This window comes from Ruegeria sp. CH5 (assembly GCF_056537025.1).
The window spans coordinates 1,215,729-1,225,449 of record NZ_JBQFQT010000001.1 but is presented as its reverse complement, the minus strand read 5'-3'; the positions used below and the strand labels follow the sequence as shown (position 1 = coordinate 1,225,449).

The 9,721-nt window shown below is 59.9% G+C and carries 13 protein-coding genes; 7 read left to right on the top strand and 6 right to left on the bottom strand.

Translation table 11 applies throughout. The annotated features are described in order from the left end of the window. Nucleotides 1–39: 39 nt before the first annotated feature. Genes ACR0JC_RS06110 through ACR0JC_RS06100 form a run of 3 tightly spaced genes read right to left on the bottom strand, consistent with a single transcriptional unit; the run spans nucleotide 40 to nucleotide 2,053 of the window. The gene (locus ACR0JC_RS06110) at nucleotides 40–834 is read right to left on the bottom strand and encodes an iron chelate uptake ABC transporter family permease subunit (protein WP_170338032.1); all 795 of its coding nucleotides are present in this window, start codon (nucleotides 832–834) and stop codon (nucleotides 40–42) included. Further along, nucleotides 834–1,577 (bottom strand): metal ABC transporter ATP-binding protein, encoded by a 744-nt coding sequence (locus ACR0JC_RS06105; RefSeq protein ID WP_170337588.1) that lies wholly within the window; start codon nucleotides 1,575–1,577, stop codon nucleotides 834–836. Before ACR0JC_RS06105 ends, ACR0JC_RS06110 begins: the two co-directional genes overlap by 1 nt. Next, nucleotides 1,574–2,053 (bottom strand): Fur family transcriptional regulator, encoded by a 480-nt coding sequence (locus ACR0JC_RS06100; protein WP_170337589.1) that lies wholly within the window; start codon nucleotides 2,051–2,053, stop codon nucleotides 1,574–1,576. The genes ACR0JC_RS06105 and ACR0JC_RS06100 overlap by 4 nt, the downstream gene beginning before the upstream one ends. A 91-nt stretch (nucleotides 2,054–2,144) precedes the next feature. Here ACR0JC_RS06100 and ACR0JC_RS06095 point away from each other — a divergent pair, with 91 nt between their 5' ends. Beyond that, nucleotides 2,145–3,224 (top strand): zinc ABC transporter substrate-binding protein, encoded by a 1,080-nt coding sequence (locus tag ACR0JC_RS06095; protein WP_170338035.1) that lies wholly within the window; start codon nucleotides 2,145–2,147, stop codon nucleotides 3,222–3,224. Between the two features lie 56 nt (nucleotides 3,225–3,280). Here the strand turns inward: ACR0JC_RS06095 and ACR0JC_RS06090 are convergent, their stop codons facing one another. Further along, on the bottom strand, nucleotides 3,281–3,616 hold the full coding sequence (locus ACR0JC_RS06090; protein WP_093962687.1) for an ArsR/SmtB family transcription factor: 336 nt from the start codon (nucleotides 3,614–3,616) through the stop codon (nucleotides 3,281–3,283). A gap of 353 nt (nucleotides 3,617–3,969) precedes the next feature. On the opposite strand from ACR0JC_RS06090, the gene ACR0JC_RS06085 reads away from it, so the two are divergent. From ACR0JC_RS06085 to ACR0JC_RS06060, 6 genes are all read left to right on the top strand, one after another. After that, nucleotides 3,970–4,602: an ATP-dependent Clp protease proteolytic subunit gene (locus tag ACR0JC_RS06085; protein ID WP_093962686.1), complete on the top strand. Its 633-nt coding sequence runs from the start codon at nucleotides 3,970–3,972 to the stop codon at nucleotides 4,600–4,602. A 136-nt stretch (nucleotides 4,603–4,738) separates the two neighbouring features. After that, on the top strand, nucleotides 4,739–6,007 hold the full coding sequence (clpX, locus tag ACR0JC_RS06080; RefSeq protein WP_093962685.1) for an ATP-dependent Clp protease ATP-binding subunit ClpX: 1,269 nt from the start codon (nucleotides 4,739–4,741) through the stop codon (nucleotides 6,005–6,007). A gap of 64 nt (nucleotides 6,008–6,071) precedes the next feature. After that, nucleotides 6,072–6,434 carry a RidA family protein gene (locus ACR0JC_RS06075; protein WP_170338037.1) on the top strand — a complete coding sequence of 121 codons (363 nt, stop codon included), beginning with the start codon at nucleotides 6,072–6,074 and terminating at the stop codon, nucleotides 6,432–6,434. 79 nt (nucleotides 6,435–6,513) lie between these two features. After that, nucleotides 6,514–6,897 (top strand): NADH:ubiquinone oxidoreductase subunit NDUFA12, encoded by a 384-nt coding sequence (locus ACR0JC_RS06070; protein WP_170338039.1) that lies wholly within the window; start codon nucleotides 6,514–6,516, stop codon nucleotides 6,895–6,897. Between the two features lie 11 nt (nucleotides 6,898–6,908). Further along, complete coding sequence (gene mlaD, locus ACR0JC_RS06065; protein ID WP_170338041.1) at nucleotides 6,909–7,361, top strand: outer membrane lipid asymmetry maintenance protein MlaD; 453 nt, start codon at nucleotides 6,909–6,911, stop codon at nucleotides 7,359–7,361. Then, on the top strand, nucleotides 7,358–7,717 hold the full coding sequence (locus ACR0JC_RS06060; protein WP_170338043.1) for a DUF2155 domain-containing protein: 360 nt from the start codon (nucleotides 7,358–7,360) through the stop codon (nucleotides 7,715–7,717). The genes mlaD and ACR0JC_RS06060 overlap by 4 nt, the downstream gene beginning before the upstream one ends. Here the strand turns inward: ACR0JC_RS06060 and aat are convergent. After that, a complete protein-coding gene (gene aat, locus ACR0JC_RS06055; RefSeq protein WP_093962680.1) occupies nucleotides 7,681–8,313 on the bottom strand; it encodes a leucyl/phenylalanyl-tRNA--protein transferase in 633 nt (210 codons plus the stop codon). The two genes, ACR0JC_RS06060 and aat, sit on opposite strands and share 37 nt — an antisense overlap. A gap of 55 nt (nucleotides 8,314–8,368) precedes the next feature. Continuing rightward, entirely contained in the window at nucleotides 8,369–9,715 is a 1,347-nt protein-coding gene (gene accC / locus ACR0JC_RS06050) for an acetyl-CoA carboxylase biotin carboxylase subunit (protein WP_170338045.1), read from the bottom strand. Nucleotides 9,716–9,721 lie beyond the last annotated feature (6 nt).

Here is a 9,721-nt window from a genome sequence, read left to right as displayed (position 1 = left end):
AGCACCATTCAGGCAACGCAGACAAACCTTTTTGGGTGATCAGCCTTTGCGGAAGATGGGGCCAAGGATGGCCGTCGCGACAAAGATCAAAGCGGCCGCGCAAACGATGCTTGGTCCGGCGGGTGTATCCGCCCAATATGCACCGCCCAGTCCACCCAACGCCGCCGTCGAGCCTATAATCGCAGCAGTGAAAGCCATGCTTTCTGGGGTGCGGGCCAAAGGGCGGGCTCCGGCCGCTGGAATGACCAGCAGGGCCGCGATCAGAAGAATGCCGACAACTTTAATGGCGACCGCAACAGCCAGTGCCATCGCCAGAGTCAGCCACATTTCTTCTCGTTTCGGATCGATCCCGGATGCCTGAGCCAAGTCCGGGTTGAGCGTCGAAACCAGAAGGGCCGACCAGCGCCAGACCATCAACGCCAGAATCGTGGCGCCACCGATCCAGATCGTGGCCAGATCGGACTTTGTGACGGCAAGGATGTCGCCGAACAAAAAGGCATTCAGGTCCAGTCGAACATCGGACAGCAACGCCACGGTTACCAAGCCAGCGGCCAGTGCAGTGTGCGCAATCACACCCAGAAGCGTGTCCATGGCGTAACCGCGACCGCGCAGCAGGCTGACGGACAAGCCCATGGCAAGTGCAGCGGAAATGATCGCGGGCAGCAGCGGCAGTGAAAAGCTGAGCGCCAGCGCTACACCCAATACGGCCGCATGAGCAGTGGCTTCTCCGAGATAGGCCATGCGCCGCCAGACGACAAAACACCCCAGCGGTGCCGCGGCGATCGAAACACCGAGCCCTGCAAGGGCAGCGCGAACCATGAAGTCGTCCAGCATCAGTGTGACGTATCCTGCGCGTGATTGTGATCGTGGGTATGACTGTGCTTGTGTTGGTACAAGGCCATCGTGCCCCGCGTTCCGCTGCCGAACAACGCCCGATATTCCGGCGCGTCTGCGACCATGTGGGGTGCCCCTTCACAGCAGACATGCCCGTTCAGGCACAGAACCCGGTCGGACGCGGCCATGACGACGTGCAAGTCATGGCTGACCATGACTATGGCGCAGCCGAGGTCCGTTCGAACTTGCTCAATGCGTTCATAGAAGGCAGCCGCGCCGGGCTGATCAAGCCCCTGGGTTGCTTCGTCCAGCAGCAGCACCTGAGGCTCTTCCAGCAGCGCGCGGGCCAGGAGGACCCGCTGAAACTGACCGCCGGACAGTCGGGTCATCTGTCTGTCACGCAAGTCCGGCACGCCCGCCAGTTCAAGCGCGGTTTTGGCCTTGCTGGCCGAAACCCGTTTCGGCAGGCCAAGGAATCGTTGCACCGTCATCGGCAGGGCGGCGTCCAGCGCAAGTTTCTGGGGGACGTAGCCGATCCGCAAACCCGGGGCGCGCCGAACAGTGCCCTGAGCCGCGGGAACAGCGCCGATCATGGCGCGCAGCAGAGTCGATTTTCCCGAACCGTTCGGACCGACAATGGTGACGATTTCACCAGCGGCGATCTGTGCTGATACGTTGTCCAGAATGAGCCGGCCATCCAGGCGCACCGACAGGTTCTGTAGAGAAATGAGGGGGGTCGTCATGGCTGCGTTCCAATGCAGTCCGGGCAAAGACCTTCGGCCTCGACCACGATCCTTTCAATGGTGAAGCCTGATGTGTCGGCGGCAGCACCAAGTCGGCCCTGAGTCAGCTCGGTTTCGGTTTCGGCCACGGCCTTGCACGCCCGGCAAATCAGAAACGCAGGTACGTGGTCGTGCGTAGGGTGGGCGCAGGCCGCATAGGCGTTCATTTGCTCGATACGGTGCACGAACCCATGCTGCACCAGGAAGTCCAGTGCACGATAAGCCACCGGAGGCTGCGACCCCATGCCTTCGGCGGACAGAACAGCCAGAATGTCATAAGCTCCCATTGCCTTGTGCTGTTCCAACAAGATTTCCAGCACGCGGCGGCGCACCGGCGTGAACTGAAGCTTCTGGTTGGCGCATTTTTCCTCGGCCTTGCTCAGCGCGGTTTTCATGCAGTGGTTATGATTGTGGTGCCTGAAGCCTACTGTGCTCATGTGCGCTCCGAAATTTTTGACTTGATATGTTATAACGTGGGCAATATCAAGCCGATCAGCAATGTAATAACATATCATTTCAGGAGGTGACATGTCCCGAAAATTCTTGTTGCTGGCCGGCGTCGTGCTGGCCGGAAAGGCGGCGGCCGATGCGCCCAACGTTGCCGTCGATATCGCACCGGTTCACGCGTTGGTTGCCCAAGTCATGGACGGTGTTGCCGAGCCTTCCCTGATCATCCCGCCCGGAGCCTCACCTCATGACCACGCCATGCGCCCGTCCGAGGCGAGAGCGTTGCAATCTGCGGACGTGGTTTTTTGGGTAGGCCCGGAACTGACCCCGTGGATGACGGGACCACTTGGTGCCCTGTCCGAGGGAGCGACGCAGGTTGAGTTGCTGGAGGTGGCGGGGACCGTGCGGCACGATTTCCGCGATTTGGCCGATCATCATGAGGGCGAAGAGGAGCATGCAAACCACGACGATCACGACGATCATTCGGACCATGATGACCATGCGAAACACGATGATCACGAGGATCATGCAGAACACGATGACCATGCAGGTCACGACGACCATGCGGACCACGATGAACATGAGAAACATGAAGAGCACGCCGATCACGACGCACATGACCATGACCACGGGCATGACCACGACGGTGTAGACCCGCATGCCTGGCTGGACCCGGAAAACGCGCGCGTCTGGGTGCAGGCAATTGCCGAAACTCTGTCAGAGAAGGACCCGGATAACGCTGCGCGGTACCAAGCCAACGCGGACAAGGCGGTTGAAGGCCTGAGCGCTTTGGAAGCCGAGATCCGGGCGGATCTGGCGCAGTCAGAGCTGCGGTTTGTCACCTTTCACGACGCCTACCAGTATTTCGAACGCCGGTTCGATCTGGCATCTTCGGGCACAGTGAGCCTTGGCGATGCGTCTGCCCCCGGACCGGCCCGTCTGGCCGAGCTGAAAGCCCGGATTGCCGAGGAAGGCATTGATTGTGCATTTTCCGAGCCGCAATACGATACCCGTCTGATCTCCGCCGCGACGGAGGGGATGGATGTGCAAATCCTCTTGCTGGACCCGATCGGGGTTGCGCTCGAGCCGGGTCCAACCCTGTATCCGGACCTGTTGCGCGCAATGGCCGCAAGTTTCCAGGCCTGCAGCGGCAACTCCTGAACAAAGAAGGGCGCAACGATCCGTTGCGCCCTTCGCCATTCAATGGGTTTTCTGTCTTATTCCTCGTCGCAGAACAACTCGTACACCGTTTCCAGCATTTTGCGAGGTCTGTCGTCTGCAAGGCGATAGTAGATTGCCTTGCCTTCGCGCCGGGGCGTGACCAGCCCCTCAAGGCGCAGCCGCGACAGTTGCTGTGAAACGGCGGCCTGTCGGGCGGACAGCAGTGACTCGAGTTCGGTCACCGATTTTTCGCCGGATACCAGATGACAGAGGATCATCAACCGGCCCTCGTGGCTGATCGCTTTCAGAAAATTCGAAGCGCGGGTTGCGTTAGCGGCCATCCGGTCCATGTCGTCGCGCGAGATGTCTTCGGAAAGTTGGGGAAGTGCCATCTTCTTGTCCTTGTTGGCCCCTTGGTGAGTGTGGGGCAGGTGTTCCCTTTGTTAGTTTCGCCTGAGCGAATTGGGTCTCTATACAGAATGATCAGATATTTCCATATGCATGGATCAAAATGGCGTGATGAAAGCGCTGTGAATGGCGGCGAGGCCCAAAAACGGCCGGGTAATTGCGTTCTGCGCGGTCGTTCGCTCTGTTTTGCGGCATCCCGACGATGCGGACTGATCCGTATTTCCCAATAGGCGTCGCGTGTCCGCTGCCCCTTGCAGGCCCCCGAAGGCAACACTAAGACTCATGTAACTTCTCATCGGGTATGGTCCCGGTTCACACCAAAGCAGGCAGGTTCCGAATGTTCGATCCAGTTGACACCTACATGAATACGCTCGTCCCGATGGTCGTTGAGCAGACCAGCCGCGGCGAAAGGGCCTATGACATCTTCTCGCGCCTGCTGAAGGAGCGGATCATCTTCATCAATGGCCCGATCCATGACGGGATGAGCCACCTGATCGTAGCCCAGCTTCTGCATCTGGAAGCCGAGAATCCGAACAAGGAAATCTCGATCTACATCAACTCGCCCGGCGGTGTCGTGACCAGCGGTCTGTCGATCTACGACACAATGCAGTACATCAAGCCAAAATGTTCGACATTGGTGATCGGTCAGGCGGCCTCGATGGGGTCGGTCCTTCTGGCGGGTGGAGAGAAGGGGATGCGCTTCTCGTTGCCGAACAGCCGTATCATGGTGCACCAGCCCAGCGGCGGTTACCAAGGTCAAGCCAGCGACATCATGATTCACGCGGCCGAAACGCAGAAGCTGAAGGATCGTTTGTACGATATCTATGCCAAGCATACCGGACAGTCGAAAAAGGCCATTGAAAAGGCTTTGGACCGTGACAATTTCATGAGCCCGGAGGAAGCAAAAGAGTGGGGCCATATCGACGAGATCGTCGAAAGCCGCTCCAAATCCGAACCGACCGAAGCGTGATGCGGAAACCCCGCACCCACGGGTGCGGGGTGCGATTTTGACATTGTAGCTGCCCCGGTGCTGGCCTAAGCTGCACGGACAGGCGGCAAGCGCGGTCCGGATCCGGGCCGCAGGGATGGAGCCCGAAAGGTAGAACATGGCGACGAATTCAGGCGGCGACAGCAAGAACACGCTCTACTGCAGCTTCTGTGGAAAAAGCCAGCATGAGGTGCGCAAGCTTATTGCTGGACCGACCGTGTTCATCTGTGATGAATGCGTCGAACTGTGCATGGACATCATCCGCGAGGAAACCAAAGCCAGCGGGCTGAAGTCCTCCGACGGTGTGCCCACCCCCAAAGATATCTGCGAGGTGCTGGACGACTATGTCATCGGCCAGGCTCGGGCCAAGCGTGTCCTGTCGGTTGCCGTGCACAACCACTACAAACGCCTGAACCACGCGCAGAAGGCCGGTGGTGACATCGAGTTGGCCAAGTCGAACATTCTGTTGATTGGTCCCACCGGGTGCGGCAAGACCTTGCTGGCGCAGACGCTGGCGCGGATTCTGGACGTGCCGTTCACGATGGCTGACGCGACCACGCTGACCGAGGCCGGTTACGTGGGCGAGGATGTCGAGAACATCATCCTCAAGCTTCTGCAGGCCAGCGAATACAATGTCGAGCGCGCGCAGCGCGGCATCGTCTATATCGACGAGGTCGACAAGATCACTCGTAAGTCTGAAAACCCCTCGATCACCCGCGACGTGTCGGGCGAGGGTGTGCAGCAGGCCCTGCTGAAGCTGATGGAAGGCACCGTGGCCAGCGTTCCGCCGCAGGGCGGGCGCAAGCACCCACAGCAGGAATTCCTGCAGGTGGACACCACCAACATCCTGTTCATCTGCGGCGGCGCTTTTGCAGGTCTGGACAAGATCATCGCGCAGCGCGGCAAGGGCTCGGCTATGGGATTTGGCGCCGATGTGCGCGACAATGACGAACGCGGTGTGGGCGAGATCTTTCAGGATCTCGAGCCCGAGGATCTGCTGAAATTCGGGTTGATCCCGGAATTCGTTGGACGTCTGCCGGTGCTGGCAACGCTTGAGGACCTGGATGAGGACGCGCTTGTCACCATCCTGACCAAGCCCAAGAACGCGCTGGTCAAGCAATACCAGCGTTTGTTCGAGTTGGAGAACGTCGAACTGGACTTTACCGACGACGCGCTTGCCGCGATTGCCAAAAAGGCGATCGAACGCAAGACCGGTGCCCGCGGCCTGCGTTCCATCTTGGAAGACATTCTTTTGGACACGATGTTCGAACTGCCGGGCATGAAGAACGTGACCAAGGTGGTCGTGAACGAAGAGGCCGTGACGTCGGAGGCGCAGCCGCTGATCATCTATGCGGATGCTGCGCCGGAATCGGCATCTGCCGGCTGAACTGTTTGAAATTTAATGCAGATACGGCGCGGCATAGTCCGCGCCGTTTTCATATGAGGGTGCCATGACGATCCAACGTATTTCCTCGGGCGGTGAGTTCGAAGCCAAGGTCGGCTACTGCCGAGCCGTTGTTGCGGGTGGCTGGGTCCATGTTGCCGGAACGGTCGGGCAGGGCGAAGGCGTCGTCGACCAATGCCGCTCGGCGCTGACGATCATAGGCAACGCTTTGGCAGAGGCGGGCGCCTCTTTTGCCGACGTGGTGCGCGTGACTTACATGCTGCCCGATCGCCGCGAATTTGAAGCGTGCTGGCCGGTCCTGGCTGAGACGTTCGGTGCCAACCCGCCTGTTGCGACGATGATCGAATGCGGGTTGATTGATCCAAAATACCGAATCGAAATCGAGGTCACCGCATTCTTGCCCAAGTAATGGGTGCGCTCTTTGTGGCTCTGGACCTCTGCCCGGCTTTGGTCCATATCTGCAGGGACAGAAATGCCGGAGGCAGCCGATGGGAATCCTGAACACTCTTTTGCGGGCCGTGACCTGGTGGAACGGGGCCACTCTGAACACGCAGATCTATACTGCGCGCAAAGGTATCAAGGTGGGTGAGGACGATCAGGGCAACGTGTTTTATCGCAACGCCGATGACAGCAGACGGTGGGTGATCTTCAATGGAGAGGCCGAGGCCAGCCGGATCGACCCGGAATGGCACGGCTGGTTGCACCGCACCTGGGATGAGCCTCCGACCGACAAGCCACTGCCACACAAGGCGTGGGAAAAGCCGCATCAGGAAAATCTGACGGGCACCGCGATGGCCTATGTGCCGGCGGGGTCCCTGCGCCGTCCCGATCCGATCGAGCGCAAGGACTACGAAGCCTGGAGCCCGGAATAAGCGAGATCCACATGTCGACCCACAACATGACCGAAGTTCTTGTCGGCGGTGTCGTGCTGGCCAGTGCATTGGCCTTTGGTGTCTATGCCAGCCAGTCCACGGGTTGGTCGCGTGAAAACGGCGGCTATCACCTTGAGGCGTCCTTTCGGTCGCTTGAAGGTGTGGCGGTGGGCACGGATGTGCGCCTCGCGGGTGTAAAGATCGGCACCGTGACCGATGTCGAGTTGAACCCTGAAACCTACCGGGCCGATACGACGATTTCGGTTGCCGATAACATCCAGATTCCGGATGACAGCGCGATCGTGATCTCGTCCGAAGGCCTCCTGGGGGGCAACTTCGTCGAGGTCATGCCCGGCGGCTCTCCGTTCTATTTTGAGCCGGGCGATCAGATTGAAGACACGCAAGGTGCCGTCAGCCTGATCTCGTTGCTGGTCAAGTTCGTGGCCGGGGATGGCAGCGAATGATGCGTGCCGCCCGGATGGCGCTGCTGCTGGCCGCGACGACGGCAGGCGCGCAGCAGAAGGTTTCCTCGGGACCGGGGGCCATGCTGCGCGGCCTCGACAAGGTCAGCGGTCAGACGGTGGACGTGCAGGTGCCGACCGGTGAAACGGTCGAAATTTTCGGCTTGGATGTCGCCTTGGGTGATTGCCGGTATCCGTCTGAAAACCCGACCGGTGACGCGTTTGCCTATCTTACGATCTGGGAAAAGGGAAAGGCCGACCAGCTGTTCGACGGCTGGATGATCGCCACGTCCCCGGCGCTCAACGCCCTGGATCACTCGCGCTACGACGTCTGGGTGATCCGCTGTATCACCCCCTGAGGGGTCTGACACACCTCGGCGGTGAAATCTGCGCTGGCAGCAGTGGCCTGATCCAGAAGTTGGCGGTATTGCTGTCTGGGGATTTCGATCGCCCCCAGCGAAGCCAGGTGCGCCGTCAGAAATTGTGTGTCGAACAGTTGAAAACCTGTCTGGCGTAATCGGTCGACCAGATAGGCGAGCGCAATTTTTGACGCATCGGTACGGCGCGAAAACATGCTTTCCCCGAAAAATGCCGCACCCAAAGCAACGCCATAAACGCCGCCGACAATCTGCTCGCCCTCCCAAACCTCAAGTGAATGGGCGCGGCCCGAGTGGTGCAGTTGCGCATAGAGCCTGCGCAGTTCTTCATTGATCCAGGTGTCCGCCCGGTCCGCGCATCCGTCTACGACGGCTGCAAAATCCCGGTTTATGGTCACGGAGAATCCGCAGTTCCGGATGCGTCGCGCAAGGCTGCGGGAGATGTGAAACCCGTCCAACGGGAATACACCCCGCAGCTTTGGATCGACCCAGAAAAGATCCGGGTCGTTCCTGTGTTCGGCCATCGGGAAGATGCCGATGGAATAGCCGTGCAACAGCAGGTCAGGCGTCAGGCCCATGGCTCACACCGCGGCGACAAGCCCGAGAGCGCGTGCTCTCGCGGCTTGGTCGATACTAGGCCATGTTCTCCGCAAGCCAGTGCTCCAGCCAGTGGATGTTGTAATCGCCGCTGTGGATGTCGGGTTCCTGCAGAAGTGCATGAAACAGGGGAACCGTCGTGTCTACACCGTCCACGATCAACTCACCCAAGGCCCGGTTCAACCGTGCCAGCGCTTCCGGGCGGTCGCGCCCGTGCACGATCAGCTTGCCGATCAACGAATCGTAGTAGGGCGGGATCGAATACCCGTTGTACAGCGCCGAATCCATCCGGACACCCAGGCCGCCCGGCGCGTGATACGCCGTGATCTTGCCGGGGCAAGGCGCGAAGTTTGGCAGCTTTTCGGCGTTGATACGCACTTCGATCGCGTGGCCGTTGATCTCCAGATCGTCCTGGCCGAACGACATCGGTTCTCCGGCCGCAACAAGGATCTGCTCGCGAACAAGGTCGACGCCGAAAATGCCTTCGGTCACAGGGTGTTCGACCTGCAGGCGGGTGTTCATCTCAATGAAATAGAACTCGCCATTTTCATACAGGAACTCGATCGTACCCGCGCCGATATAGTTGATCTTGGCGACCGCATCCGCGCAGACCTTGCCGATTTGGGCGCGCTCCTCAGGAGTGATGCAGGGGCCCGGGGCCTCTTCGAATACTTTCTGGTGACGGCGCTGCAGCGAACAGTCGCGCTCGCCCAGATGGACCGCATTGCCCTTGCCGTCGCCGAAGACCTGAATCTCGATGTGGCGGGGCGTGGTCAGGTATTTCTCGATATAGACTTCGTCATTGCCGAACGCGGCTTTGCCCTCGGCCCGCGCGGTCATGAAGGCGCTTTCCATTTCGGCGGCGGTCTGCGCGACTTTCATGCCGCGTCCACCGCCACCGGCGGTGGCCTTGATGATAACCGGGTAGCCGATCTCTTCACCGATGCGCTTGGCCGACTCAAGATCCGGAACGCCGCCGTCCGAGCCTGGTACGCAGGGAACGCCCAGCTCTTTCATGGTGTCTTTGGCGGTGATCTTGTCGCCCATGATGCGGATGTGTTCGGCGGTGGGGCCGATGAACGTGATGCCGTGGTCTTCGACGATCTGAACGAACTCGGCATTTTCGGACAGAAAGCCATAGCCAGGGTGGATCGCCTGGGCGCCGGTGATTTCACAGGCCGAGATGATCGCGGGCATCGAGAGATAGCTCTGGGGGCCGGGTGCCGGTCCGATACACACGGACTCGTCAGCCATGCGCACGTGCATGGCGTCACTGTCAGCGGTCGAGTGCACGGCAACCGTCGCAATCCCCATCTCGCGCGCGGCGCGGATCACACGCAGGGCGATCTCGCCTCGGTTGGCAATCAGGATCTTGTCGAACATGGGCCC

Excerpts from the sequence above, each read along its gene's own strand:
- ACR0JC_RS06110 (WP_170338032.1), bottom strand. The coding sequence starts at position 834 with ATGCTGGACGACTTCATGGTTCGCGCTGCCCTTGCAGGGCTCGGTGTT.
- ACR0JC_RS06105 (WP_170337588.1), bottom strand. The coding sequence starts at position 1,577 with ATGACGACCCCCCTCATTTCTCTACAGAACCTGTCGGTGCGCCTGGAT.
- ACR0JC_RS06100 (WP_170337589.1), bottom strand. The coding sequence starts at position 2,053 with ATGAGCACAGTAGGCTTCAGGCACCACAATCATAACCACTGCATGAAA.
- ACR0JC_RS06095 (WP_170338035.1), top strand. The coding sequence starts at position 2,145 with ATGTCCCGAAAATTCTTGTTGCTGGCCGGCGTCGTGCTGGCCGGAAAG.
- ACR0JC_RS06090 (WP_093962687.1), bottom strand. The coding sequence starts at position 3,616 with ATGGCACTTCCCCAACTTTCCGAAGACATCTCGCGCGACGACATGGAC.
- ACR0JC_RS06085 (WP_093962686.1), top strand. The coding sequence starts at position 3,970 with ATGTTCGATCCAGTTGACACCTACATGAATACGCTCGTCCCGATGGTC.
- clpX (WP_093962685.1), top strand. The coding sequence starts at position 4,739 with ATGGCGACGAATTCAGGCGGCGACAGCAAGAACACGCTCTACTGCAGC.
- ACR0JC_RS06075 (WP_170338037.1), top strand. The coding sequence starts at position 6,072 with ATGACGATCCAACGTATTTCCTCGGGCGGTGAGTTCGAAGCCAAGGTC.
- ACR0JC_RS06070 (WP_170338039.1), top strand. The coding sequence starts at position 6,514 with ATGGGAATCCTGAACACTCTTTTGCGGGCCGTGACCTGGTGGAACGGG.
- mlaD (WP_170338041.1), top strand. The coding sequence starts at position 6,909 with ATGTCGACCCACAACATGACCGAAGTTCTTGTCGGCGGTGTCGTGCTG.
- ACR0JC_RS06060 (WP_170338043.1), top strand. The coding sequence starts at position 7,358 with ATGATGCGTGCCGCCCGGATGGCGCTGCTGCTGGCCGCGACGACGGCA.
- aat (WP_093962680.1), bottom strand. The coding sequence starts at position 8,313 with ATGGGCCTGACGCCTGACCTGCTGTTGCACGGCTATTCCATCGGCATC.
- accC (WP_170338045.1), bottom strand. The coding sequence starts at position 9,715 with ATGTTCGACAAGATCCTGATTGCCAACCGAGGCGAGATCGCCCTGCGT.